Origin of the sequence: Paraburkholderia antibiotica (genome assembly GCF_012927125.1) — a bacterium.
GTDB lineage: Bacteria > Pseudomonadota > Gammaproteobacteria > Burkholderiales > Burkholderiaceae > Paraburkholderia > Paraburkholderia antibiotica.
This window is the reverse complement of sequence record NZ_JABBFZ010000011.1, coordinates 129978-155422: the sequence shown is the minus strand read 5'-3', so window position 1 is coordinate 155422 and position 25445 is coordinate 129978. Positions and strand designations below refer to the sequence as shown.

The window sequence follows — 25445 nt, the reverse complement described above, 5'->3', positions numbered from 1 at the left end:
GGGCTTCGACGGACAGAGCGCGGACCGCTGATGGGAGGGCTGATCTGTCGCTGGACGACGCCCTCCCGCATCAGCACGTTGAGGAGCGTCGTTCGTAGATCGCCTGAATTCTACTGGTTCACCGGACCAGAAAGACGTGATCGGGCATTGCGTCTGGTTCTTAACGACGAATACGCGGTGCCGAGTAGCAGCAGCGCACATAACCCGACAAATACCGCGCTGATCGGTCGTTGCAGGAAGATGTTCATGTCACCTCTGGAGAGCAACAACGCACGCCTGAAATTCTCTTCGATCATCGGCCCCAGGACAAACCCAAGCAGGATTGGGGCGACGGGAAATCCAAGACCCATGGCCAGTGCACCAATCACGCCGAACGCCAGCACTTCCCAGATCTGAAAAAGGTTGTTTTGTGTGCTGAACACGCCGACACAGATAAAGAACATCGCACAAGGGAACATGAGGCGATAGGGGATACGCAGCAGCTTTACCCATACGCCGATCAACGGCACATTCAGCACGATCAGCAATACATTGCCAATCCAGAATGACGCAATGAGACCCCAGAAAATATCAGGGTGGTCGGAGATCAGTTGCGGTCCCGGAGAAATTCCCTGAATCAGCAGTGCTCCGAGGATCAGTGCCATGACAGCGTCACCCGGAATGCCAAGACTCATGGTCGGAATGAAATCCACCTGGGTCTTGGCGTGGGCGGATGCTTCTGGCGCGGCGACGCCTGCGATATTTCCCGTACCGAATGAATCAGGATTTTTGGAAATTTTTCGCTCGAATGCGTAGGCGAGGAATGTCGTAATAGTGGGTCCCGTGCCAGGCATCGCACCGAAAAGCGTACCAATCGTCGTTCCGCGAACCATTGGCCAGAACGCCTGTTTCATCTCCGAACGACTGGGGCGCATATCCCGCAACCGGATCTTCGTGTTATGAACAATGGGCTGGATACGATTCACGTTGAGCAGGAAGTCTGCAACGCCGAACAGGCCCATAGCGACCGCAACGAGTTCGAGCCCGTCATTAAGATTGGTTAAGCCAAACGTAAAGCGATACACGCCGGTATTCGGGTCGGTCCCAATGATCCCGCAGAGAATGCCAAACAGCGTCATGCCTACGCCTTTGAGCGCCGAACCGCGTGCCATCATGGCGCCGGCAAGCAGGCCGAAAAGCATGATCGAAAACAGCTCCGTTGGTCCGAAATCGAGCGCGACACGCGTAAGCAGTGGCGAGGCGAGAATCATCACTACGATGCCAACCGAGGCGGCAAAGAACGAACAGAACATCGTAATGCCAAGTGCCGTGGCCCCTTTACCTGCCCGTGTCATCGGATAACCGTCCAGGCAAGTTACCGCATGGGGTGGATGCGAGGGCAGATTCAACAGGATGGCGCCGATTGCACCGCCGTATTGTGATCCATAGAAAATGCCCGCGAGCATGAGGATGCCTGCCACAGGGTTCAGCACATACGTGAGCGGCATCAGGATAGAAATAGCTGACAGCGCTCCCATCCCCGGCAGCACGCCGATCAGGTTGCCGATAATGACGCCAAAGAACGACCATGCGAGATTATTGGGTTGCAGCGCCACGCTGAAACCGTATATGAGATTATGTATCGCTAGTGATTCCATGACTCATCTTCCCCACTGGAATGGCTGCAATTGCAATTGCAGAGCGTACGAGAAAACGATATAAGCAACGACACACATCGCGAGAGCTGCTGCGAACGCGGAAATCAGTGTGTTGCTTCGGTCGCCGAGAGCGCTGATGAATACGATTGCGAAAGTGGCGGGTATCAGACCGCCATAGGTGCCGAAGAGCAGGAATGCGAGTATGCCCAGAATAATGCATGCGCAGCCTCGCAGGTCCGGCATGCCGGTCGGTCCATGTCCAGCCGGCGCGGCTGATTCCGGAGCCTTTCTGGATCGAAGCCCCTGTGCTGCGATCAGCAAACCTGTCAACGCCAGCAGCGCGCCAATCGCAACAGGGAAAAAGCCGGCGCCCATCCGGGTCAGGGAGCCGAGCTTATACTGCGAACCTGCAATCACTACGGATAAGCCGGTAATCAGCAGCAGGATTCCGCCGTAGTAATCCTTTTTCGAAGCAGAATTCGATTTCATTCGATGAACTCCATCTCCAATGTATTAACGTAACTGCGTGTGGCGTATTGCAATCAAACAGGCCGCACGCGTTATTGTTTTATAGTTAATTCCCGTCATGCCAACTAATGCTGAAAATTGAGGCTCCTATTCGCGCTCGAGGATAAGGGTGGCACTGCCATGCCGGCTACCCAACTGACCACCCGTACCTTGGGCCAGAGCCAGATCGCAATTCGGTACCTGTACGTTGGGATGTGCTTCACCCCGTAACTGGCGAACCGCTTCGATTACTTTCGTCATACCGCCGCGATTTGCCGGATGGTTGTTGCACAGGCCGCCGCCATCGGTGTTGAAGGGCAATTTCCCGACACCCGAGATCAGATTGCCGTCCATCACGAACTTTCCGCCTTCGCCTTTCCTGCAGAAGCCGAGATCTTCCAGTTGAATAAGCACCGTGATAGTAAAACTATCGTAAATGGACGCGTATTTGATATCTGCAGGCGTGACCCCAGCCTGTTCGAAAGCGATCGGCCCGGAGATAGCCGCGCCGGAGTAGGTGAGATCGATTTCGCCACCCATCGAGTGCTTCGCGGATTCTCCAGTACCCCTGACCTTCACGAGAGGCCGGTCGAGTTTTTTCGCAATTTCCGGGCGGGTCACGATCAGGGCACCACCGCCATCGCTAATCACGCAGCAGTCCAGACGATGCAGGGGACTGGCGACCATCGGTGAATTCAACACGTCTTCAACGGTCACGACTTTGCGCAGCATTGCATGCTCATTCCACTGCGCGTGATGCGAGGCTGCGACCTTGATCCATGCGAGCTGTTCGCTGGTGGTGCCGAACTGATACATGTGGCGCATTGCGCACATGGCGTACAGGTTCGCGGTAGTCGGACCATAGGGGAATTCAAAAGGGACGTCTGGTGCTGCTGCGTTGTAGATACGCGGTGCGGTTCCGGTTGCCATGCCCTCGGCACGAGGCCTTCCCGCGAGCGTGATGAGCGCAACGTTGCACTTGCCAGCCGCGATCGCCTCTACCGCGTGAGCAACATGGATCAGATAGGACGAGCCGCCCGTTTCCGTGGAATCCAGATGCCGCAGGTTTTTCAGGCCCATGTAATCGGCCAGCGATAGCGGACCCAGACCCGGCGCATCGCCGGCACAAAAGTAACCGTCGATGTCATCTTTCGTAAGCCCCGCGTCCTTGAGCGCCCCTGCGGCGGATTCCGCGTGCAGTTGGGCAATCGACTTGTCTACGGCTTTCCGTGTGGGATGTTCGTAAGCGCCAACGATATACATAGGGAGAGTGCGTCCTTCAGGATGAGATCTCGCTGGAAGTTTAGCATTAGATACGCTATTGTATTAGCACGTATACACTGATATCCATATATATTGAACAAGAGCGAGACAAGCGAGATGATCCAGACTGCTACGCCCCCATGGACAGCGCAGACCCTTCTAGATACCCCTCTTAACGAGTTGTTGTCTGCGGCCGCAAAGATGCGTGATCAGGGCCATGCCGGTCTGATGACGTACTCGCGCAAAGTATTTATCCCGCTCACACAGCTCTGCCGGGACGTCTGCCATTACTGCACGTTTGCAAAATCGCCGTCAGCCGGAATCCCGGCCTACCTGTCGCCTGACGAGGTCCTGAAAATTGCCCGGGCCGGGGAGGCTGCCGGGTGTGCGGAAGCGCTATTTACGTTGGGGGACAAGCCGGAGTTGCGACATCGCGCTGCCCGCGAAGCGCTGGATGCAATGGGATACGCAACGACTATCGATTACCTGATCGCGATGTGCGATCGGGTACGCAAGGAAACGAAGTTGCTGCCTCACGTGAATCCAGGGGTGATGACGCGGGAGGATATCGAACGACTTCGCGCTGTATCCGTATCGCAGGGCGTGATGCTTGAAAGCACGTCTGAACGGCTGTGTGAGCGGGGTGGCGTACATTTCGGCTCCCCTGACAAGGATCCGGCGGTACGGCTGGCAACGCTCAAGGCGGCGGGAGAAGCGCAGGTGCCATTCACGACCGGCATTCTGATCGGGATCGGCGAGACGCGTCAGGAACGGCTGGATTCGCTGTTTGCGATTCGCGAACTTCATCGGCAGTTCGGGCACGTTCAGGAAGTCATCGTGCAGAATTTCCGCGCCAAGGCCGCAACGAAGTGCGCGGGCATGGCCGAGCCCGATCTTGAGGACCTCATGTGGACCATCGCCTGCGCGCGTTTGATTCTGGGTCCGGAAATGAATCTGCAGGCCCCGCCCAATCTGTCACCCGACGAGTATCCGCGCCTTATCGAGGCCGGTATCAACGATTGGGGTGGCGTGTCGCCGGTCACGATCGATCACGTGAATCCGGAAGCACCGTGGCCGGCGCTGACCGCCTTGCGCATCGGGACGGCGCGGGGTGGGAAAACGCTGGTCGAACGTACGGCTGTGTATCCGTCGTATGTCCGCGATATGGGGCGTTGGGTCGACAAGTCGATTCAGCCGACGTTGCGTCATGCAACGGATGCGGACGGTCTGGCACGAACCGATACGTGGTCTCCTGGACTTGCCGATGCGGTCACGCCGCCGCTGATCGGGCTGCCGGGCACCAAAACCACCGCGGTGCGCGAGGCGATCAAACGTGCCGAGGACGGAGCGATTACCGAAGCCGACGTGCTCACGCTGCTGCGGGCTCGCGGTCCGGACGTGGGCATCATCTGCGCGGCCGCCGACGAGCTGCGCCGGCGTACCGTTGGGGATACGGTTGCATACGTCGTTACCCGCAATATCAACTACACCAACGTGTGTCACCATCGCTGCACGTTTTGCGCGTTCTCGAAGGGCAAGGGACACGACGATCTTCGCGGACCCGCCTACGACCTGAGCCTGGATGAAGTGGCCCGGCGCACACGGGAAGCCTGGGCGCGAGGGGGCACCGAGGTCTGTATGCAGGGGGGCATTCATCCGGGCTACACCGGTGAAAACTATCTGGCCTTCGTGCGCGCAGCCAAAGAAGCGGTGCCGGGCATTCACGTGCACGCATTCTCGCCGCTCGAAGTTACGCACGGTGCGGCTACGCTGGGCATGTCGATCGAACGCTTCCTCGAACGTTTGCGTGATGCCGGGTTGGGATCGCTGCCCGGTACCGCGGCCGAAATTCTCTCCGACGACGTGCGCGCGCAGATCTGTCCCGACAAGCTGAAGACTGCGGAATGGCTTGCGGTCATCGAGGCCGCGCATCGGGTCGGATTGAAAACCACCTCCACGATCATGTTCGGCCACGTGGAGTATTCCCATCACGTCGCTCGCCATCTGATGCTGTTGCGTGAACTGCAGGCGCGCACGGCTGGGATCACCGAGCTTGTGCCGCTCCCGTTCGTTCACATGGAGGCCCCGATGTATCGCAAGGGTCTTGCCCGCTCGGGCCCGACGTACCGTGAGTCGATCCTGATTCATGCCGTCGCGCGACTGGCCCTGCACCCGCTGATTCCGAATATTCAGGTGTCCTGGGTCAAGCTCGGTGAGGAGGGGATGCGTATGGCGCTCCAGTCCGGCGCTAACGACATGGGCGGCACGCTGATGAACGAAAGCATTTCGCGGGCCGCAGGAACGGAGCACGGTCAGGAATACAAGCCGAGGCAAATGGAAGCATTGATTGCCTCGGTGGGTCGTCAGTCGCGCCAGCGCAATACGCTCTACGGCACGCCTGACCAGAACCAGGTGCGTGCGTCCTACGACGCGCCCGAACTCGACGCTATGCAACAAACCCCGGCGCGCAAGCGTCCGAATCAGATCATTCTGGAGCAGGTTTAATGACTCAGCTGTCTTCGAACGTTTCTAACGAAAAAATCACTATCGCCGTACTGGGCGGCACGGGTGCGGAAGGCAGCGGTCTGGCCTTGCGCTGGGCGCGTGCCGGGCATCGTGTGATTCTGGGCTCACGTAGTCCGGATCGGGCGGTGGCTAGAGTCGCCGAGCTCAACGCCGCGCTTGGCCGCGAGGCCATCGAGTGGGCGTCCAATCGCGAGGCCGCGATTGCTGCCGACACGGTCGTGCTGACGGTGCCCTATACGGCGCAAACGGCAACGGTCGAAGAAGTCCGCGATTGCCTCGACGGCAAAATCCTGATCGATGCCACGGTGCCGTTGATGCCGCCGAAAGTCAACCGCGTGCAGTTGCCGGCCGCGGGCTCGGCCGTCGCCGCGATTCAGGATCTTCTGGGCGATGGCGTACGCGTTGTGTCCGCATTCCAGAACGTGTCGGCGCATCACCTGAAGGATCTGGAACACGAGCTTGATTGCGACGTTCTCGTTTGCGGAAACGATGTGGAAGCCCGCACCCGGGTTATCGGTCTGATCAAGGACCTGGGGTTGCGTGGCATTCATGCCGGTCCGATCTGCAATTCGGCCGCGGCTGAAGCGCTGACGTCGATCCTGATCTCGATCAACATGGCGTACAAGATCCCGGGTGCCGGACTTCGCATCACGGGCCTGCCTGAATAAGGAATCCTTATATGATATTGGCCCTGGCTGGTGGCGTAGGGGGCGCGAGGCTTGCAGTCGGTCTGGCCAGCGTGGTCGAGCCATCGGGACTGACCGTCGTAGTCAATACGGGCGATGATTTCGAGCATCTGGGGTTATCGATCAGTCCAGACCTCGACAGCGTGATGTACACGATGTCGGGCAGGCACGATAACGTGCAAGGGTGGGGCGTTGCCGGCGATAGTCGACGGTGCCTGAACGCGCTGGCCGAACTGGGCGGCGAGACCTGGTTCCAGCTCGGCGATCTGGATCTGGCCACGCACCTTCAGCGGACTTCGCGGTTGCGATCGGGGGCGACACTCTCGGAAGTCACCGCGGAGCTATACGCGGCGCTAGGGGTTAAACATCGAGTTGTCCCCATGAGCGATCACCGCGTGCGAACCTATGTGCAAACCGACGTTGGCGAACTCGCCTTTCAGGACTACTTCGTTCGTCATCGTTGCGTACCGAAGTTCAACGGTCTTCGGCTGGACGGCATTCAGACCGCGTGCCCGAGCCCTGTCTTTGCTGGCGCGCTGAAGGCGCCGGATCTGTCGGGCATTATTTTCTGCCCGTCGAACCCGTGGTTGAGTATCAGCCCCATTTGCGCGCTGCGAGACGTGGATACGACGATTCGACATCGCAAGGTCAAGTCCGTTGCGGTGTCGCCTATCATCGGTGGCGCATCGGTCAAGGGGCCGCTAGGGAAGATGATGGTTGAGCGAGGGTTGCCGGCCACCTCTGTCGAGATCGCCCGTCATTACCAGGGCTTGATTGACGTGCTGATTATCGATGAGCGCGATGCGGCACTGCAGCCGGAAATCGAAGACCTGGGGATCAAGGCGCACGTGATGCCCATACTGATGTCAAACGCCGAACGACAGATAGCGGTTGCCAGAGCAGCGGTCGATCTCACGCGACAGTCATAGTAATGCGGTAGCCAATAAGAATGGCCTGTACACCCTATCGGTTGTACAGGCCGTTTTGTTTCGGGGCTTCAGTATTGCGCCTTCAAGTCTCCAGCAGACGCATCAGTAAGCTTGCCTGAACAGACGAAGGAAATCGTTGAACGTCGTATGACGCGGGTTCCAGCGATTGTAGCCAGCATCCGCCGCCAGTCGTGCCAGCGGTTCCAGCATCTCCTCTTTGGCCCCCACTTCGCGAAGGGTTGGGGGGATTCCCAGGTCCATGCACAAGTCGCGAATCGCCTGCACGGCATCCCGTGCGGCTTCCAGTTCGGTGCGGCCCTGCACGTTGCACCCCATGGCCAGAGCGATGCGGGCAAAACGCGCAGGCGAGGCCGCGAGATTAAACTCCGCGACCGTGGGCAGGCACAGTGCGTTCGAGAGACCGTGCGACAGATGCAACTCCGTGCCGACAAAACGAGCCATACAGTGCACGTTGCCGAGGCCCGTGATACCGAATGTCATGCCGGCCAGCGTGGAGCCGCATAGCATCGCCAGCGCCGCATCTTCGTTGGTACGCTGAGCCACGAATGGACGCAGATTGCGTGACAGCAATTCGATAGCGTACAGATTCAGCGCGTCGGTGATCGGGTTGGCCTGCAGCGAGATATAGCTTTCGAACGCGTGGACGAACGCATCGATACCCGAATGCGCAGCGACGTGCGCGGGCACCGTGGAAACGGCTAGCGGGTCGAGAATCGCAATGTCCGCCGGGTTGAACAGAGCATGACGAATCGACATCTTGCGATTCTGTTCGGTATCGGTGATGACGCACGAACCGGAGACTTCGGAGCCGGTCCCCGCGGTCGTCGGAATCGCAATACGGGGCAACGGACGACGTTTGAATTTGTCGATGCCCTCGTAGTCGTGAATACGGCCGCCGTTGGTTGCGAGAATGGCAACGGCCTTCGCCACGTCCATCGTGGAGCCGCCGCCAATGGCCAGCACAGCTTGCGCGTCGAGCTTCTGCGCGACGTCGAATGCACGGGCAACCGTGTTGGCACTCGGATCAGGCTCGATACCGGAGAAGACTTCGAACGCAATGCCTTTGCTGTTCAGCAGCGTGGTGATGCGTTCGAACAGTGCGCTCTTCAGCAACGCGTCATCGATGGCGATGAACAGGCGGTCGCATGCGAATTCCTGGATCGCGTCCTCGATCTTGCCGAGGGCGTTTCTACCCATGTAGATCTTGGTAGGACAGGCGTATAGGGAAGGGACGTTCATAAGTCCTCCTTCAGGCCGTGGCGTTGGCGATCGTAATCAATCGCTCTTCGCTCATTTCACGCACCGCGGCGGCGGGACCTTCCTTGCCGAAGCCACTGTCCTTGCAGCCGCCGAACGGCATGACGTCCGCACGCGAGGACGAGGCTTCGTTGATATGAACCGAACCAACCTCGAGCAGGCGCGCGGCCTTGAAACCGTTTTCCAGCGAGTTCGTGAACACGCCCGCGGCGAGCCCATAAGGCGTCCGGTTGACCTGTTCCAGCGCATCGTCAAAGCTGTCGAAAGGGACAATGGACAACACGGGACCGAAAACCTCCTGCGAGCGGACTTTCATTTCCGGCGTCGTATCGACCAGAATCGTGGGCGCCACCACGCTGCGTTTGCGCTCACCCCTAACGATCGCCTGCGCGCCCTGCGAAACCGCCTCTTCGATCCATGCCTGGACCCGCCGGGCTTCGCCTTCGCTAATCATCGGCCCGACGATCGTATGCTGGGATGTGGGGTCGCCGAAGCCCAAAGCCTTGACCTGTTGGCTCATCAGCTTCGTGACTTCTTCAACGCGGCTCCGGTGCACCAGCAGGATTTGCGTGGACGTGCAGACTTGACCGGCCTTGCGGAAGCCGGCGCCCACAATGCGCGGCACTGCACGCACCACATCCGCACTTTCATCGATAACGACGTGAGCGATGCTGCCCAGTTCCATTTGCGATCGGCGAAGACCCAGACGGCCCTGAATGCTGCGGCCAACGTCAGTCGATCCCGTGAAGGCCACGAAGTGCGTATCGCGCTCGTCCAGGAGCCAGTTCGCGACGTCGGCGCCGCCGTGCAGGAGCGCGATCATACCCTTGGGCATACCGGCTTCGAGCAGCGCTTCAACAAGTACGTTGGAGCTGAATGGGGTAAGCCGTGAAGGCTTGAGGATCACCGCATTGCCGGCAGCGAACGCGGGGCCAACCTTGTGCGCAACCGTATTCAGCGGCGAATTGAACGGAGTGATGGCGACAACGGTACCCAGCGGACGGCGAAGCGTGAAGGCCAGCCGACCCGCCTGACCCGGAGCACCTTCGAGAGGGATCATCTCGCCGCAAAAACGGCGTGCTTCTTCCGCGCACAGCTGAAGCGTCTGCACGCAACGGGTAATCTCGTTCTGTGCATCGACGTCCGTGAATCCAGCCTCGATACACAGGACCGTTGCGAATACCGCGCGACGGGCTTCCACAGCCTTTGCTGCGCGCTCGAGAATTTCACCGCGGGCATGCGGACCTGGTACGGACTTGCGGGCTACGCCTGCATGGGCGACTGCAGCCTGAACCTGCGCTTTGTCAGCAGCCTTGATGATGGCTACGTCAGAGGTCGAGAACTTGTCTTGCAGTCGGTATCCGGCGCCCGCACCGGCTTGCCATTCGCCGCACAGGAAGGACTCTATCTGTTGGGGGATTTTATACGTCACGGGGTACGGTCTCCATTCCATGATGAACATAACTGCACCCAAGTGTATACATGCGAGAACACACGATCAACATGATTCGTTATTGTTAATTTATGTATACAATATAATCAACGCAGTTTCTTGAACATTGACCCTCCGTGCAATCCGGAACATCCTGTTACCATACGCACGATAGGCAGGATCGAAACCCAATTAAGCGGTACGAAAGGATTGGATCCGGGAATGCGGCCTCTTCGTTGAGCCGGCGACGGTTAGTCCTGGCGCCGCGAGCCAGTGGGCTGTCTTACAAAATACATAAGCACTTTTTCATCATGACGAGCAGCAATCGAAAACCCGTGACGCGCAAACGCCCTAAAGCAGCGGGCAGTGAAGCCGTCTCTTCACTGGCGGTCGGTGAGGATGAGATGTCCGATCTGCCGAGTGGGGAACGCGCTTACAACATACTGATTCGCGCAATCGAGCGTGGAGATCTTCCTGGTGGCACACGTCTGCGCGAAACGGATCTTGCCGCTCAGGTCGGACTGAGCCGCACCCCGGTTCGCGAAGCCTTGGCTCGTATGGAACAGCAAGGCCTGGTCCGCAGTGACGGTTCGCGCGGATTGATCGTGGCCGAGCTCGATCAGCGGGCGATTGGCGAACTCTTTGCCATGCGCGAGATTCTGGAAGGTACGGCGGCACGGCATGCGGCTCAACATGCATCGGAAGTAGAACTGGCCATACTGCGAAAGATTCTCGAACGCCATTCCCAATTGACGGATCCCGAGGATCTGGCAGAAAACAACAAGCTGTTTCACGGCACGCTCTATCGCTGCGCGCACAATCGATATCTGTTGCGCATGCTTCGCACGATTCACGAAGCGATGCTCCTGCTCGGTCAATCAACGCTGGACTTGCCCAACACCGCGGAAGAGTGGACAAAACAGCATACACAGTTGATTGAAGCGCTGGAGAAGCGCGATCCTGACGCGGCGGAATCCGTTGCCCGTGCCTCGATTGCCACAGCATTCCAGCAGCGATTGAGCCGTATCCTGAGTACATCGCGATTTGCCGGTAGCGACTTCGATTGATTGCGGAGTGGGGCTTAACCAGCGAGTCCCACTCTGACAAGTCAGCGCTTGGCGACGTGAGCAAACGTCGCGCTTGCGCGAAGTACGCGTCGATCCCCAACCTTCAGCAGACACTCCGCAAAACTCAATGTCCGTCCCTGGCGATGGACTTCCGTGTGTGCTTCGAGCCAATCTCCGGTGCGTGCTGCCGACAGGAAGTCACTCGACATGTTGACGGTGACGATCTGTGTGGTAGCCGGATCGAGCGTCCTGATCACCGTATCGTGCAGTGCCCCATCCGCTAGCGTCATCAGCATGCCGCCGTGAGCGTTGCCATGCGCATTCGCATGTTGTGGACCAATGGTAAGCCCCAGCACAATCGTATCGCCATCTACGCGCTTATACACCGGCGCCAGGTGGGCAAAGAAAGCGCCCCCGCGTTGAACCAGTTCGAAATCGGGCGGAGCGGTGAAAGGGTGGTTGAGATCGGTCATGAGAAAGTGGGATCGTTTTGTGACCAGACGACAAGATCATCCGGGGTATCGATATCGAATGCCAGACCGGGAATAGCGACGCGTGTAAAAGGCAGGCCGAGACGATTCGCCGCTTCTGCATGCCTGCGTGCGCTTTCTTCGCCAAAGCAGAAGGGAAATTGCCGAAACGAAAACGATGAGCTGCCTTGCGCCGCCGGCAGATACAGCGCATTCGTTCCTCGTCCTTCGCGATTGCTGGCGAGTACGGCGCTGATGGATTTCCCGCGCCCTTGGCCGTAATCCCGGAGTCGGCGGAAATCTTCACTGCAAACAGCAGGCAGGTCGCAGGAAGAGATGATCAGGTCTCGTGCACCCCAGTCCCAGACGGACCGCCTCGCGATGGACAACGCCATATTGAGCGTCTCGCTACTGCGTTCATTCAAGCCACGCAGGCAAGGCTGTCGCAATACACGGGCACCCGTTCTGCGTGAAGCCTCGAGAACCTCGGGACAGGGACTGACAACCACCGTGCGGTCCAGTCCTGGCCAATGATCTGCCACCGCCAGCATGTGGTCTAACAGGAGTGTATTGAGCGCTACACGTTCCTGAGCGTCCAGAAAGTCGGCTAGCCGGCTCTTTCCCTGTGCGAACGATCGCATTGGAATCAATAACCAGGGTGTCTCGTTCACCATGGCGATTACCGGAACATATCCATATGGCGAGGGCGCACAAGCTCCTTCGCATTGCCCTCTCTGCGTGGTGCCGGAACGCCGCGCACAACGACAGCGGGTGTGCCTTCGTCGGCTGCGCCCATGAGAATGGACGCCGCCGCGGCGATTTCATCCGCGAGGCCGATTTCGGTAATCAGAAGCGGGCGATTGAACAGATCCGGGGCGCCGCGTCGGTCCAGCAGCGCGGGAAGCCCGGAAACACCAATAGCGACCCCCACCGTACCGGTACGCCACGCACGGCCGTGGCTATCGTTGATGACCACACCGATATCCACTCCGAGCCGGTCCTTCAACGCTTGACGGATCGCGGCGCAGGAGCCGTCGGGATCGACCGGCAGCAGCAGCGCTACTTCTCCGTTCGCCTGTTCGACGTTCGACATGTCGATTCCAGCATTGGCCATGACGAAGCCCAGATTGTGTTCGACGATCATCACATCGCGGCGATGCCGTAAAACCTCTTTCGACTCCTGGAGCACCAACTCCACTAGACGAGGATCCTTGCCCGTCTCCTGCGCGAATCTGAATGCCTGCTCTGAAGGTCTAACGCTGTCCAGCCGAACGGATCGGCCTTCGGATTTGGACACAATCTTCTGTGCGAGAACCAGGACATCGCCGTCGCACAGACGAAGCTCATTCTGCTCGAGAGATTTCATCAGAAGCGAACAGAGATCGTCTCCAGCTTGCACATGCGGCAGTCCGGATAAAGCGAATAACGAAAGAGAAGAAGCCGCCATGCTATCTAGTCCGGAGTGAAAAGTGAGAGTCCGAGTTCAGCGCGCCGACGCAACCACGGGGTAGGGCGATCGCGTGGATCTCCATCTTTCAGTTGCGCGCGAAGTACATTCAATATGCGGCATGCTCCAAACCTGTCGCCCCATTCGAGCGGACCATAGGGATAGCCCAGGGCAGTTCGGACGAGACGATCGAGCTCACGTGGAGCCGCCACGTTTTGTTGAGCGACATCGCATGCAAGATTCACCAGAGCCGCCAACATGCGTTGACCGATGAAACCTGGGCTGTCGGCAATCCAGACTGCGGAGCCGGCGAGTTCAAACATGGACAGTGCGGTTTCTTTCACATCGGCCGGCAATCCGGGGGCTGCCATCAGCACTGCAACGGAGTCCAAACCACTGGCGGCATCGACAGCAATCGTGCGCTGGGGATTGAGGCCATGCGCGACGATATAGCTGGTCGCATCCATACCGACTGGGGTAATCAGGCACAGGCTGCCGGAATCGGGGACATCCGACCGATCCAGCTTTACACCGGTCGGCTGAAGATATTCCAGGACCTTCTGATAAAGATCGGAATCCGAATGATCAATCCATACGCTGGGCCATGAATTCGACGCGGGCGAGGATTTCTTCTCACTCGTCGCTGCTGATTCTGATTGCTCACCACCGGAAATGGAGGAGGTATAGAAACTGCTCCCTGTCGTTCGTCCATGAAGGCCGGCCGCGACTCTGATCGCAAGGAAGGCAGGCGGACGAAGTCGCGGCTCGTGACGGAAATCGGAATGCAGCTGCTCCATTACCGGCAGACTGATATTCAAGCCGATAAGGTCGAGCAGTTCGAACGGGCCCATTCTCAGACCCAACTGTTTTCTTGCGACCTCATCGACGACCTCAGGCGTAGCAATGTTCTCCGCAACGATGCGGGCACCTTCGGTCAGCAACGCTCGTCCGATATGATTGACCACGAAACCCGGCGAGTCGCGGACAACAACGGCCTGATGACCCAACCCGGTAACGAACCCTGAAAGCTGGGGGACAAGCTCCGGGGCAGTGCGCAGACCGGGAATAACCTCGACGACGCGCATCAGCGGAGCAGGCTCAAAGAAGTGCAGACCCGCGATACGCTGCGGGTACTCCACATGACGCGCGAGAACGCTGACCGGATGTGCCGAAGTATTCAGGGCGATCACGGCCTCAGGTGCCAGCACACGTTCGAGTTTGCTCAGCGTGTCTTGCGTGGTTTCACGGTCGGCCAGCTGGGTTTCGATCACAAGATCGCAACCGGTTAGCGCACTGAGAGACGCCACGTGCCTGATCGCGTCGGCGGCTGCATTCGCCGCCTCCTGCGTGATCTTGCCTTTCCCGACTTTGCGAGCCAGCATCTGATGGGCGATCGCAACCGCTTTCTCGTCATCGGCACACAGTCGCACCTGGAAGCCGGCTTCCGCACACAGTTGTGCGATGCCGGCTCCCATCGATCCACCGCCTACGATCCCGATGCATTGAAACGCCATGATTGTCCTCAGCACCCTTGCCAGACCGGCTTGCGCTTTTCCGCAAAGGCCTTGGGGCCTTCGATTTTGTCCGCGCTGGCGTACAGCGCGGCCACGGCGGGCAACTGCTTTTGTAGCGGATAGCTGAGCTCGAGCGAAGGTTCCGCCATCCCCTGACGCGCGAGCGCTTTAGCCGCCCGAATCGCCATCGGAGATCCGGCAAGGATGCGACGCGCCCAGGCGAGTGCGGTATCCAGCACTTCACCGGCAGGCGCGACCTCGTTGACGAATCCAAGCTCACGGCCCTCCGCGGCCGTTACCCGGCGACCGGTCAGAATGATGTCCATGGCGCGCTTCATGCCAATTTGCTGCGGCAGACGCAGGAGACCGCCCGCCGTTGCCGCGAGACCGACATGCGGTTCTGGCAACGCGAATTCGGCATGCTCGTCGGCAATGATAAGATCGCAGGCCAGCGCGATCTCAAAGCCTCCGCCCAGAGCCAGACCGTTCACGGCAGCGATCACGGGCTTGTTCAGATCGAAACGCCCGGTTAGACCGCCGAAGCCGGAGGCGGGCCACGTTGTATCGTTGCCTGCCGCCTGATACTTCAGATCGTTGCCAGCGCAGAATGCCTTGTCACCCGCACCTGTGACGACAGCAATCCACGCTGTGGGGTCGGCCGCGAAGCGGTTGAAAACCTCATCGAGTTCCAGGCTGGCCGGACGATGCAACGCATTGCGAACTTCAGGCCGGTTGATGGTAACGATGAAAATCGGACCTTGCTGTTCGACGGTGCAAAAAGAGAGGGTCGTCATACGCTTACTCTTTGATATGCCCGTGCTCATTAATCGAGGTGATGAGCGCCTGATCCGATTGAATACGTGTGACGAACGCAGCAGGCGTGCTGCCGACGGCGGTGACACCCAGCGGATCGATTGCACGTGTGAATGCCGGGCTCTTCACGACATCGACGACCGCGCTTTGCAGTTTTGCCACGATAGGAGCAGGGGTCTTTGCCGGCGCCACGATGCCAAACCAGATGTTCAGGTCCATGCCCTTCACACCTTGTTCACTGAACGTCTTGACGTCGGGAAGCTTGGTCAGGCGCTGTGCGCCCGTCACGGCCAGCGGGCAGATGCGATGACTGGTGATGTACGGCATGTTCACGGGCGTGGTAAACATCGTGGTGACGTCGCCAGCCAGAAGGCTCATCAGAGCCGGACTCTCTCCCTTGAACGGGATGTGCGCAATATCGAGGTTTGTCGAAAGCTTGAACATTTCCGCCAACAGGTTACCGGCACTGCCATAACCCCAGGACGAGTAGTTGAGCACGCCAGGTTTCGCTTTGGCGCCGCTAATCAGCTGGTTCAGGTCTTTCACGCCCTTATCGCAGTTGACCACCATGAGAAATGGCATGTCGGTCGCGATACTGACAGGGGCAAAGTTTTTCAGCGGATCGAAGCCCGCCTGGCGATTGACGATAGGTTCGACGACCAGCGACGAGATGCTGGCGAACAGGATCGTGTAGCCATCAGGATTGGCATGGGCGACGAAGTTCGCGCCAATTTCCCCCGCCGCACCCGGTTTGTTTTCAACGATAACCGTCTGGTGAAGTTTTTCGGTCAGGCCTTTCGCAACGATGCGGGCCTGAATATCCGTACTGCCGCCGGCGGAGAAAGGAACGACCAGCGTAATAGGACGCGAAGGATAGTCCTCTGCCGAAGCCGACAGGGCAACCGTTCCTGCGATCGCGGACAACAGCAGCTTGCCCAGTACAGATAGTCCGTTGAATCGAGAGGCAACTTTGTACACGACATGTCTCCAATTATATTTAGAAAACAGGGCAATCGTGATCTCGTGGTAACAGCCCGATAGCGATTGCCGCACACCGACTTCGACGCTAAAAAATGGCTATCAGGCCGTCGATACCTGGCTCCCCCTGGCTGCGCGGGATTTGCGCAATTCCGGCGGCACTGCGCGATTGCCGATTATTCCCTTCTCAGAGAGAGCTTTGAGCTGCGCATCGGACAGGCCAAGCAAGCCACCCAGGATTTCCTGATTGAATTGGCCCAGAAGCGGCGAAGGTTTCAAGGCAGGCAATGCGCCAAGCGAATCCTTATAGGGTGGCGAAGGCTGAGGTTGCGTACCGGAGAATTCGCGCTCCAGGTATTGCCAGAAATCACGTGCAATCAGGTGGCGGTCTTTCAGCATTTCCACAGGCGGTCGGCTCACGCCTGCGGGTACGCCACGCGATTGCAGTTCTTCCATCGCATCTTCATGCGTGCGCGAACCCGTCCACGCGTTGATCGCCGCGTCGATTCGCTCGTGTGCCTCTCTGCGGCCCGCTGCAGTAGACAAGGTGGCATCGCCCGCGAGATCGGGGCGATCGATGACCGCACACAGGTCGAGCCATTGAGCGTCGCTGGTAATGGCAACCATCAACCATGCATCTTCCCCGGCGCAGCGATACATGCCATGGGGAGCATGCTGCGGATGACGGGTTCCCATACGCTTGACGCTTCCGTTTGCCGATTGCTCGATGACCCACGGGGCGACCATCGTGAGCATGCATTCGACTTGCGACAGGATGATGCGTTGACCCTTGCCGGTACGAAGCTTGTGATGAAGGGCAACCAGCAACGCCGATGCGGCATGCAGCCCGCCAATCGGATCGCCGTATGCAATATGAACCAGCGACGGCGGGTCCTCCGGTCTTCCTGCTACGCTCGGCAATCCGGACGCCTGTTCGAGGGTCGAGCCATAGGCACGGCATTCGCGCCATGGTCCATCCGTTCCGAACGCCGGCATGGACAACATGATCAGCTCCGGGTTGACTTCGCGCAGTTGATCGTAGTCGAGCCCCAACTTGGGAAGCACGCCGGCGGAGTAGTTGTCGATCACGATGTCGGCATCGCGGATCAGATCCTTGACCAGTCGCCGTCCTTCTTCGGTAGTCAGATCGAGCGTAATACCTTTCTTGCTGCGACTGAGTACATTGAAGTACGAACTCTTTTCGTAAAGTCGTTTTTCGAAAACGACGGGACGATCGTCAACGCCGCGCCACCAGTCTGGGTACTGGGTCGCCTCGACCTTGATCACCTCGGCGCCGAGTTCGGCAAAATGGCGGGTTGCCAGAGGACCCGCCCAACCCATCGACAGATCGACAATGCGAATGCCATCCAGCGGAGCCCGCGCGGGGCCGACGGCTAATGCCGGAGTCTGCCGGGAAGCGGTACGCCATTGCGCGGGATCATTGCCTGCGAGCGGTACGTCGCCGCCACGCAAGGGCGGGGTACGCTGAAGTCGGAGAGGTGACGCGGGCTGCTCGTGTGTGCATGACCCGTGCCGAACGGTTTCGAATGCGTTGCGCCGGTTGAATTCCGGCGACACCAGCAGTTCATCCATGCCCGGCACAACCACCATGGGAAGCATCTGGGCGAGCGCCAGCTGGAACCATTCGTCGGCGGTCTTTTCGAGGAAGCGGTCCTTGAATCGCGCTTCCAGTTCGTCCGCGTTATTGAGGCGGCCGGTGCGTTCGACGAATCGCGGGTCGCGGCCCAGATCGTCGACACCAAGCAGAGAACAGAAACCACGCCACTGCACCGGCGTCACCACCGTCACACCGATCCAGCCTTCCTTGCACTTGTAGATGCCAAGCGGGTAGTTGGGCGAGAAACGACTGACGCCCCAGCGACGATCTTTGGAATCCGCCGCCCATGCCAACGCAACGTTATAGTCGGCCAACGCGATAGCCGCATCGAGAACAGGCAACTCAAGCCGGCGGCCACGACGCTCCAGGTGCCCGATCGAGGCCATCGCGGCAATGAATGCGGTAAGACCGCCGACGTTGCTCGTCTGATAGTCGTGCAAAGGCACCGGAGGGCCCTCCACGGGCCCGACAAGTTGAGTTCCACCCGCAAGGGCACGAACCACCGCGTCGGAACCCGCAAAGGTGCTATAGGGCCCCGAGTCGCCAAACCAGCTAATGGCCGCGATAACGAGTTGCGGATACTGCGCCTGCAACTCCGCGTGATCGATGCCGAGTTCCGCACGCTCGGATGGCGACAGGGAATCGACCAGAACATCGGTCTCTGCGAGCAGACCCGATAGTGCTTCGCGCTCGAGCAAGGCGCTGCGCTTACGCACATTCAGGAACGAGAAATAGGCACCTTCCTGACGACCACCGCCGATATCGATCAGCGGCGCGACATGACGCCCCCGATCACCTTCAGGGCGTTCCAGTTTGAGTACATCAGCGCCGAAATCGGCGAAAAGGCGGGCGCACAACGCCCCCGCAGGTAGTTCGCCGATCTCCAGAACGCGAACGTCGGCAAGAGAGGACGTTTCCATCGTCAGGCTGCCGGTGCTTCCGGCGCGCCACGCTGCGGCAGCGGTTCCGGTTTCGTCGTCCAATCGGTACCGTTGCGATAGCCCTTGAATTTCATGGGAATCGCCTGGAGTTTTTCGACCACACGAGCGAGCTTGTCGTCCGGAATCGGGCAGTTGTTGTGCGTCGGCAAATAGATCGTATCGCCAAGGCCCGAGTAATGATCTTCAAGCTGTTCCGCGATGGTGTCATACGTACCGCAGACGGCGAAGATGTCGATCAGTTCATCGGGAATGCACGCCGCCATTTCGTCCCAGCGGCCGGCACGTGCGTACGGCACGAGCTTTTCGCGGAGTTCTTCGAGGCCGTGCATCGCGTGGACGTTTGCGTAAGCCTTCGTCGAGCAGTAGAACGCGATACGGAAACGAACGTATTCGCGCATTTCGAGCATGGCTTCCTTCGTCGGGCCCGTGGCGATAAAACCGCCGGTCACGAGCTCGAAGTTCGAACGGTCACGGCCTGTCGCCGCGAAGCTATCGTTGAGGATCCTGTTGCTGACTTCTTCGAGGTATTGACGGCTGGAGAACGGGTGCAGGCGCACACCGTCGCAGCGCTCGGCAGCCAGCGTCAGCATCTTCGGGCCGATCGCCGAAATCGCGATCGGGGGCATGTTCAGGCCGGTGGGTTCCGGCGAGAAGTTCGGCGTCATCAGCGACAGGTTATACGTCTCGCTCTTGAAGTTGAGCGGTTCGGTCGGATCCGCACCGCCGCCGTTTTCCCAGCAACGCCAGATTGCACGCGTGGCATCCACGTAGTCGCGCAGACGCGGTGCCGGTTCCGACCACGCGATGCCATAACGGCGTTCGTTGTGCGGCTTCACCTGCGGTCCGAGGCCGAGGAACATGCGGCCGTTCGAAGCGGCGTGAATGTCCCATGCTTCCATTGCCGTGATGACCGGCGCGCGCGGAAATGCCATCGCGACTGCTGTACCGAGCTGGATTTTGTTCGTGACCAGTGCAGCAGCAGCCAGAGGCAGATACGGGTTGTGTTGATTTTCCAGTGCCACGACACTGTCCATACTGCAATCTTCCATCTTCCTCGCGAACGTTTGTACTTCGCGCAGATCGCGGTGGGGAAGTTGGGTGATGACTCGCATTTCAGATCTCCTATATGACGTACTATTTTTTGGTTGTGCCGGCCGCGATATTCGTGCCGGTCAGGTATCAGGCATGTGTACGTTCGAGTCCCGGTTACGCGGGCTGAAACATGGGAATCGGCGGACCACCTTCCGCAGGGCTGCTGGCGAGAACGACCGACTGCCCAATGAAAAGCGTGTTGGGATCGCAGTTGACGATATTGGTCATCATGATCGGACCCTCGGCCAGCTTGACGTAGGCAATCACGTACGGCTGCTCGGGCCGGCCGGTAACACTGAAGGAATAGAGGGTTCCGTGCCCTGCAGCGCGCTCCCATGCCGGGTCTGCTGCAAAGCAGAACGGGCAGAGCGCACGGGGATAGTGATGAGGTTTGGCGCACGAAGTGCAGCGCCTGAACCACAATTCGCCTCTATCCGCGCCCTCCCAGTAGGAGATTGTCTCGGGTGAACGCTCGGGTAACGGAACGTTGTCGGGATAGCCGAGGTAACTCATAGATGGATTGCCGTTCGCATTGGGCCCAGGCGGGCATATCGATGGCATGATCCGGGTAAACGCACATGCTCGTACACTGCGGATCACGATTGAATTGCAGTGTATACAGTAATATCCACTCGTGCAAGAGAGATAGATTGCACACGTGTATTGAGCGTCGGCGAGCTTTTCGGGCGTTGCGCAAGCAACCCGATTGCGACGCTGCGGGGATGAGCAGTGAATGTCATTTCAGCATTAATGAAATGACATTCATGCTCTCGTGAAATTGTCGCGTAACGCCGAGAATGTTCTCCGACACGGCATCCGCCGTCATCGAGGAGAGAGCGAAGATGTTTGCAATTACCGGTGTGACAGGGCAGGTGGGCGGCGCAGCGGCTCGCGCGTTACTGGATGCGGGGCACGCGGTGCGAGCGGTGTTGCGCGACGGGAGCAAGGCCGCGCCATGGCGGGCACGCGGCGCGGAGATTGCGATCGCATCGTTCGACGACGCCGACGCGTTGAGCGCTGCGTTCAGCGGCGCTGACGGCGTGTTCGTGATGCTCGCGCCAGACTTCGCGCCGCAGCCGGGGTATCCGGGCGCGCACGCGGCGGCGGCCGTACTGAAGGAGGCGTTGACGAAAGCGCGTCCGGGCAGGGTGGCGGCGTTGTCGTCGGTGGGTGGGCAGCGCGACACGGGGCTGGGATTGATCACCCAGGTGCATATTCTCGAAGAGGCGTTGGCGACGCTGCCGTTTGCGCTGCCGACCGCGATCCTGCGCCCCGCCTGGTTCATGGAAAACGCGTTGTGGGACATCGCGCCGGCACGCGACATGGGCGCGATGCCGAGCTTTCTGCAGCCACTCGATCGCGCGTATCCGATGGTCGCGACCGCGGATATCGGTCGCGTGGTCGCGCAGACGCTGGCGCAATCATGGCAAGGGCGGCGCGTGATCGAAATCGAGGGGCCGCGGCGTTATACGCAGCGCGAGATCGCGGCGCTGCTCGCCGACGTGCTCGAGCGGCCGGTCGACGCGCAGCCGATTCCGCGCGAGCAGTGGGAGGCGCGCTTTCAGGCGCAGGGCACGGCATGGCCCGCGCCGCGTATCGAGATGCTCGACGGCTTTAACGCCGGGTGGATCGATTTCGAGGACGGCGTGAACGAGCGGATGGTGGGAACGACCGGGTATCGGACCGTGTTGGAGCAGTTGGTGACACGGGGCGGGTAGGAGGTCGCGGCGGCTGTTCGGGCGCGGCTGGTCCATCCGGAATGAGGCCTGCGCGCCGTGCTAATCTTGCTGCCTTCGCGGACGTTTCGCGTGAGAGCGGGCGCCATGATGGAAGCCTTCGATCCGGATGGTATCGAGCCAGCGGTCTTCGTGGTCGGCGAGCGCCATCCGGCGCTGGACGAGCCGTGGCGCGCGTATCGGCGCGCGCGGCTGATTCATGTGAGCGACGGCGTGCTGACGGTGCGTACCGAAGCGAGTCGCTGGGTCGTGCCGCCGGCGCGCGCGCTGTGGCTCGTCGCGAATACGCTGCACTGTCTGCATGCGCGGCGGCCGGTGCGGTTCTATTCGCTGTATGTCGAGAGGGTTGCTTCGTCTGCGGAGCCCGCTGCCGATGCCGTGCCCTCACGCTTCCCGCCATTACCCGCGCAAACCGGCGCGCTGATTCCGGACACGCTCACGCAGGCACTGCTCGCCGCTGCTGCCGACTTTCCACTCGATCGCCCATTCGATGAACCCGCGCATCGTCTGCTGCAGGTGTTGCTGGATCGCGTCGCGATACTGCCGGGCGCGCCGCTCGGGCTGAACTGGCCACGCGATCCGCGCGCGCAGCGGATTGCCGAGGTGCTTGGAGAGAATCCCGCTCAATCGCTGATACTCGAAGAACTGGCCGCCGCGGCCGGCGTGACCGCGCGCACGGCCGCGCGTTTGTTCGCAAGAGAGACCGGGCAGACTTTTGGGCAGTGGCGACAGCAGTTGCGGTTGCTTGCTGCGCTCGAGCATCTCGGTGCGGGGGAGAGCGTGACGCAGGTGGCGCTTGGGGTGGGGTATAGCGATGTTTCTTCGTTTATTGCGGTGTTTCGGGAGGCGTTTGGGGAGACACCAGCGCGGTATTTTCGCTGAAGGTTTTTCGTTGTTCTGGTTGATTTGGCCTTTTCTTGTTGTTCTGGATTTTGTTGGCCTTTCCATGATTTGTTATTGGTCTATTAGTGTTGCCCCTGTGCGGGGCGGCACCTACTTTCTTTGCTGCTGCAAAGAAAGTAGGCAAAGAAAGCAGCTTCACACCGCTAATTCTTAAGCGGGCACCTCGGTTAACCACGGGTAGTGGTGCATCTGGAATCAGTCACCTCGCACATTCCCCGTTAGTGACAAAGCCATCATGCTTCCCACTCCGCACTGCGTGCGTCGTGGACGGGGCTGCCTGGGAAACCAGTGGGGGCTGGTTGCTCTGTGGGGGCCGTCGGCTGCGCCTCGGCCAGGTGCCCAAAAGACAGATGGCGAAATCAAGGCGTGTGCTTTCACGGTATGCCGAAACCCGAAGGACTGGACCGGGTTTTGCGCCGTGGCGATATGCCAAAAAGACCGATGGTTTGTGAGCAGGGCTTCGGCGCGCGCAGCGTCGCCGGAAGGATGACTGCCTTGTCATTGACGGGGAGTGTGCGAGGGCACGGATTCCAGATGCACCACTACCTCTTGCAAGCCAGGGGACCCACTTAAGAGTTGGCGGTGTGAAGCTGCTTTCTTTGCCTACTTTCTTTGCAGCAGCAAAGAAAGTAGGTGCCGCCCCGCACAGGGGCAACGCTAATAGACCGAAAGCAAATCAAGGAAAGGCCAAAAAGCCAGAACAAACAAAACAAAATCCAGAATAAACAAAAAAACCTTTAATGAGCCCCCGCCGCATCCGGCCCCCCACCCCCTCCCTTCACTGGCCGCGTAATCCAGATCAACGGAATAATCAAAACAAAAATAATCGCCGAGACGAAGAAGATATCGTTCAACCCCATCATCGCGGCCTGCGTGTTCACCGTGAAATCGAACAGCGCTCGCGCCGACTGAGCGTTCATATTCAACAGCGATTGCGTCGTATCGATCTGTTGCGTGAACGCCGGGTTGTTCACGGAGGCCTGCTCGGTGAGTCGCGCGTGATGCAGTATCGTGCGGTTGTTCCATGCGGTGCCCGCGATCGACGTGCCGACCGCGCCGCAGAACACGCGCACGAAATTGGACAAACCCGCCGCCGCTGGAATCCGGTGCTGCGGCTGGCCGGACAGGATGATCGCCGTCAGTGGCACGAAAAACAGCGCCATCGGAATGCCTTGCAGTAGCGTCGGCAGCACGAGGTGCCAGGTGTCGATCTCGATCACGTACTTCGAGCGCATGTAGAACACGATCGCGAAGCCGACGAACGCGAGCGTTGCGATCACGCGCGCGTCCGAGCGCGGCATGATGCGGCCCAGTACCGGCGCGAGAATGATCGCGAAGATGCCGAGCGGCGCGGTGACGAGACCGGCATCGACCGAGCGGTAGTTCAGATATTCCTGCATCCATTGCGGCAGCAGCACGAGATTGCCGAAAAACACGCCGTACGCAACCGAAATCGCAATCGTGCCGCCGAGAAAATTGCGCTGTTTGAACAGGCGCAGATCGACGATCGGATGTTCCTCGGTCAGCTCCCACACAAGGAAAAACGCGAAGCTGATCAGCGCGACGAGACCCAGAATCGAAATGACCGGCGACGAGAACCAGTCGAGGTCCTTGCCCTTGTCGAGCATGATCTGCAGCGACGCGACCCACGCGATCAGCAGCCCGAGGCCGACCACGTCGATCGGTGGCTTGCGGGTCGGCGATTCGCGGGTGCGGTAGATCATCCACGTGACGCTGGCCGCGAACAGGCCGACCGGGATGTTGATGTAGAAGATCCACGACCAGCTGTAGCTATCCGTGATCCAGCCGCCGAGCGCCGGGCCCGCGATCGGGCCGACGGTGGCGGTCATCGCCCACAGCGCGAGCGCGGTCGACGACTTCTCCTTCGGATACGACCCGAGCAGGATCGCCTGCGACAGCGGAATCAGCGGCCCGGCCACCGCGCCCTGGAAAACCCGCGCGACCAGCAGGATCGGCAGCGTCGGTGCGACGCCGCACAGCCAGGAGGCGAGCGTAAACGCGAGAATCGCGCCGACGAACAGCTTCACCTGGCCGATGCGCTGCGTGAGCCAGCCGGTCAGCGGAATCGCCACCGCGTTGGCGGCCGCGAACACGGTGATGACCCACGTGCCTTCGTCGACCGAGACGCCGAGGTTGCCCGAAATCGTCGGAATCGCGACGTTCGCGATCGACGTATCCAGCACGTTCATGAACGTCGCCAGCGCGACCGCGATGGTCGCGAGGACCAGCTTGCCGCCTTCGAGCGGCGGTGGACCGGCAGGCGCCGAGGGCGGCGCGGGAGGTTCGGAAGGCGGCTGGGGCGGCGGCGCGGCGGCGGACGCGGCGTTGGGCTGGCTCAAGCGGGTTCTCCGGGTACGCTGCGGCCGATGTGGCGCGGCCGCGCAGGTGTAGCCGATGAAGCGGACGGACGGCGAGCGCGCATCGCGCGCGGGCCGTGCGGCGGACGGGAAGAGCCATGCGGCGGCGGGTCCGTCGGATGATCGCAAAAGCATACCTGCATTCGGCTTGGGACGTTCGCGGGGCTGCGTGGGGCGTGCGAAATGTCACTAACGGTCACAGAACGAAGCACAAATGCGGCGCGCGGCGT

At 59.8% G+C, this 25445-nt stretch carries 22 protein-coding genes; 7 read left to right on the top strand and 15 right to left on the bottom strand.

Translation table 11 applies throughout. The annotated features are described in order from the left end of the window. Positions 1-110: 110 nt before the first annotated feature. The 3 genes from HHL14_RS18850 to HHL14_RS18840 all read right to left on the bottom strand — a co-directional run bounded on the left by HHL14_RS18850 (position 111) and on the right by HHL14_RS18840 (position 3407). Positions 111-1637: a tripartite tricarboxylate transporter permease gene (locus HHL14_RS18850; RefSeq protein ID WP_169499131.1), complete on the bottom strand. Its 1527-nt coding sequence runs from the start codon at positions 1635-1637 to the stop codon at positions 111-113. Between the two features lie 3 nt (positions 1638-1640). Next, complete coding sequence (locus HHL14_RS18845; protein WP_169499130.1) at positions 1641-2126, bottom strand: tripartite tricarboxylate transporter TctB family protein; 486 nt, start codon at positions 2124-2126, stop codon at positions 1641-1643. Positions 2127-2252: 126 nt separating this feature from the next. Next, the gene (locus HHL14_RS18840; protein WP_169499129.1) at positions 2253-3407 is read right to left on the bottom strand and encodes a thiolase domain-containing protein; all 1155 of its coding nucleotides are present in this window, start codon (positions 3405-3407) and stop codon (positions 2253-2255) included. Between the two features lie 117 nt (positions 3408-3524). Between HHL14_RS18840 and cofH the strand changes: the two genes are divergently transcribed. The 3 genes from cofH to HHL14_RS18825 are packed head-to-tail and all read left to right on the top strand — an operon-like array spanning position 3525 to position 7548. Next, complete coding sequence (gene cofH / locus HHL14_RS18835; RefSeq protein ID WP_169499128.1) at positions 3525-5912, top strand: 5-amino-6-(D-ribitylamino)uracil--L-tyrosine 4-hydroxyphenyl transferase CofH; 2388 nt, start codon at positions 3525-3527, stop codon at positions 5910-5912. Further along, positions 5912-6601 (top strand): NADPH-dependent F420 reductase, encoded by a 690-nt coding sequence (npdG, locus tag HHL14_RS18830; RefSeq protein ID WP_169499127.1) that lies wholly within the window; start codon positions 5912-5914, stop codon positions 6599-6601. The genes cofH and npdG overlap by 1 nt, the downstream gene beginning before the upstream one ends. A gap of 11 nt (positions 6602-6612) precedes the next feature. Next, entirely contained in the window at positions 6613-7548 is a 936-nt protein-coding gene (locus tag HHL14_RS18825; RefSeq protein WP_169499126.1) for a 2-phospho-L-lactate transferase, read from the top strand. A gap of 102 nt (positions 7549-7650) precedes the next feature. Here HHL14_RS18825 and HHL14_RS18820 read toward each other — a convergent pair whose 3' ends face one another. Further along, positions 7651-8808, bottom strand: a complete 1158-nt coding sequence (locus HHL14_RS18820; RefSeq protein ID WP_169499125.1) for an iron-containing alcohol dehydrogenase — start codon at positions 8806-8808, stop codon at positions 7651-7653. 10 nt (positions 8809-8818) lie between these two features. Beyond that, positions 8819-10258, bottom strand: a complete 1440-nt coding sequence (locus HHL14_RS18815; RefSeq protein WP_329601697.1) for an aldehyde dehydrogenase family protein — start codon at positions 10256-10258, stop codon at positions 8819-8821. A gap of 311 nt (positions 10259-10569) precedes the next feature. Here HHL14_RS18815 and HHL14_RS18810 point away from each other — a divergent pair, with 311 nt between their 5' ends. Next, the gene (locus HHL14_RS18810) at positions 10570-11325 is read left to right on the top strand and encodes a GntR family transcriptional regulator (RefSeq protein ID WP_329601696.1); all 756 of its coding nucleotides are present in this window, start codon (positions 10570-10572) and stop codon (positions 11323-11325) included. Positions 11326-11366: 41 nt separating this feature from the next. Here the strand turns inward: HHL14_RS18810 and HHL14_RS18805 are convergent, their stop codons facing one another. The 9 genes from HHL14_RS18805 to HHL14_RS18765 form a co-directional block, all read right to left on the bottom strand. Beyond that, on the bottom strand, positions 11367-11798 hold the full coding sequence (locus tag HHL14_RS18805; protein WP_169499124.1) for a PaaI family thioesterase: 432 nt from the start codon (positions 11796-11798) through the stop codon (positions 11367-11369). Further along, a complete protein-coding gene (cofC, locus tag HHL14_RS18800) occupies positions 11795-12469 on the bottom strand; it encodes a 2-phospho-L-lactate guanylyltransferase (RefSeq protein ID WP_169499123.1) in 675 nt (224 codons plus the stop codon). The genes HHL14_RS18805 and cofC overlap by 4 nt, the downstream gene beginning before the upstream one ends. Positions 12470-12474: 5 nt before the next feature. Further along, positions 12475-13242: a coenzyme F420-0:L-glutamate ligase gene (cofE, locus tag HHL14_RS18795; RefSeq protein ID WP_169499122.1), complete on the bottom strand. Its 768-nt coding sequence runs from the start codon at positions 13240-13242 to the stop codon at positions 12475-12477. Between the two features lie 5 nt (positions 13243-13247). After that, positions 13248-14756 (bottom strand): 3-hydroxyacyl-CoA dehydrogenase NAD-binding domain-containing protein, encoded by a 1509-nt coding sequence (locus tag HHL14_RS18790; RefSeq protein ID WP_268966635.1) that lies wholly within the window; start codon positions 14754-14756, stop codon positions 13248-13250. 8 nt (positions 14757-14764) lie between these two features. Then, on the bottom strand, positions 14765-15550 hold the full coding sequence (locus HHL14_RS18785) for an enoyl-CoA hydratase-related protein (protein ID WP_169499120.1): 786 nt from the start codon (positions 15548-15550) through the stop codon (positions 14765-14767). A gap of 4 nt (positions 15551-15554) precedes the next feature. Beyond that, entirely contained in the window at positions 15555-16547 is a 993-nt protein-coding gene (locus HHL14_RS18780) for a Bug family tripartite tricarboxylate transporter substrate binding protein (protein ID WP_169499119.1), read from the bottom strand. A gap of 102 nt (positions 16548-16649) precedes the next feature. Further along, positions 16650-19148 carry a CaiB/BaiF CoA transferase family protein gene (locus tag HHL14_RS18775; RefSeq protein WP_169499118.1) on the bottom strand — a complete coding sequence of 833 codons (2499 nt, stop codon included), beginning with the start codon at positions 19146-19148 and terminating at the stop codon, positions 16650-16652. Beyond that, the gene (locus HHL14_RS18770) at positions 19088-20218 is read right to left on the bottom strand and encodes a TIGR03617 family F420-dependent LLM class oxidoreductase (protein ID WP_169499117.1); all 1131 of its coding nucleotides are present in this window, start codon (positions 20216-20218) and stop codon (positions 19088-19090) included. Before HHL14_RS18770 ends, HHL14_RS18775 begins: the two co-directional genes overlap by 61 nt. A gap of 94 nt (positions 20219-20312) precedes the next feature. Next, positions 20313-20711, bottom strand: coding sequence for a Zn-ribbon domain-containing OB-fold protein (locus HHL14_RS18765; protein WP_169499116.1), 399 nt, complete (start codon positions 20709-20711; stop codon positions 20313-20315). Between the two features lie 329 nt (positions 20712-21040). On the opposite strand from HHL14_RS18765, the gene HHL14_RS18760 reads away from it, so the two are divergent. From HHL14_RS18760 to HHL14_RS18750, 3 genes are all read left to right on the top strand, one after another. Beyond that, on the top strand, positions 21041-21916 hold the full coding sequence (locus HHL14_RS18760; RefSeq protein ID WP_169499115.1) for an NmrA family NAD(P)-binding protein: 876 nt from the start codon (positions 21041-21043) through the stop codon (positions 21914-21916). A gap of 105 nt (positions 21917-22021) precedes the next feature. After that, entirely contained in the window at positions 22022-22816 is a 795-nt protein-coding gene (locus HHL14_RS18755) for an AraC family transcriptional regulator (protein WP_169499114.1), read from the top strand. Between the two features lie 605 nt (positions 22817-23421). Then, positions 23422-23562 carry a hypothetical protein gene (locus tag HHL14_RS18750; protein WP_169499113.1) on the top strand — a complete coding sequence of 47 codons (141 nt, stop codon included), beginning with the start codon at positions 23422-23424 and terminating at the stop codon, positions 23560-23562. Between the two features lie 12 nt (positions 23563-23574). Here HHL14_RS18750 and HHL14_RS18745 read toward each other — a convergent pair whose 3' ends face one another. Beyond that, positions 23575-25197, bottom strand: coding sequence for a DHA2 family efflux MFS transporter permease subunit (locus tag HHL14_RS18745; protein ID WP_169499112.1), 1623 nt, complete (start codon positions 25195-25197; stop codon positions 23575-23577). Positions 25198-25445: the final 248 nt, after the last annotated feature.

Coding starts and splice junctions, on each gene's coding strand:
- HHL14_RS18850 (WP_169499131.1), bottom strand. CDS start 1,637: ATGGAATCACTAGCGATACATAATCTCATATACGGTTTCAGCGTGGCG.
- HHL14_RS18845 (WP_169499130.1), bottom strand. CDS start 2,126: ATGAAATCGAATTCTGCTTCGAAAAAGGATTACTACGGCGGAATCCTG.
- HHL14_RS18840 (WP_169499129.1), bottom strand. CDS start 3,407: ATGTATATCGTTGGCGCTTACGAACATCCCACACGGAAAGCCGTAGAC.
- cofH (WP_169499128.1), top strand. CDS start 3,525: ATGATCCAGACTGCTACGCCCCCATGGACAGCGCAGACCCTTCTAGAT.
- npdG (WP_169499127.1), top strand. CDS start 5,912: ATGACTCAGCTGTCTTCGAACGTTTCTAACGAAAAAATCACTATCGCC.
- HHL14_RS18825 (WP_169499126.1), top strand. CDS start 6,613: ATGATATTGGCCCTGGCTGGTGGCGTAGGGGGCGCGAGGCTTGCAGTC.
- HHL14_RS18820 (WP_169499125.1), bottom strand. CDS start 8,808: ATGAACGTCCCTTCCCTATACGCCTGTCCTACCAAGATCTACATGGGT.
- HHL14_RS18810 (WP_329601696.1), top strand. CDS start 10,570: ATGACGAGCAGCAATCGAAAACCCGTGACGCGCAAACGCCCTAAAGCA.
- HHL14_RS18805 (WP_169499124.1), bottom strand. CDS start 11,798: ATGACCGATCTCAACCACCCTTTCACCGCTCCGCCCGATTTCGAACTG.
- cofC (WP_169499123.1), bottom strand. CDS start 12,469: ATGGTGAACGAGACACCCTGGTTATTGATTCCAATGCGATCGTTCGCA.
- cofE (WP_169499122.1), bottom strand. CDS start 13,242: ATGGCGGCTTCTTCTCTTTCGTTATTCGCTTTATCCGGACTGCCGCAT.
- HHL14_RS18790 (WP_268966635.1), bottom strand. CDS start 14,756: ATGGCGTTTCAATGCATCGGGATCGTAGGCGGTGGATCGATGGGAGCC.
- HHL14_RS18785 (WP_169499120.1), bottom strand. CDS start 15,550: ATGACGACCCTCTCTTTTTGCACCGTCGAACAGCAAGGTCCGATTTTC.
- HHL14_RS18770 (WP_169499117.1), bottom strand. CDS start 20,218: ATGCGAGTCATCACCCAACTTCCCCACCGCGATCTGCGCGAAGTACAA.
- HHL14_RS18765 (WP_169499116.1), bottom strand. CDS start 20,711: ATGAGTTACCTCGGCTATCCCGACAACGTTCCGTTACCCGAGCGTTCA.
- HHL14_RS18760 (WP_169499115.1), top strand. CDS start 21,041: ATGTTTGCAATTACCGGTGTGACAGGGCAGGTGGGCGGCGCAGCGGCT.
- HHL14_RS18755 (WP_169499114.1), top strand. CDS start 22,022: ATGATGGAAGCCTTCGATCCGGATGGTATCGAGCCAGCGGTCTTCGTG.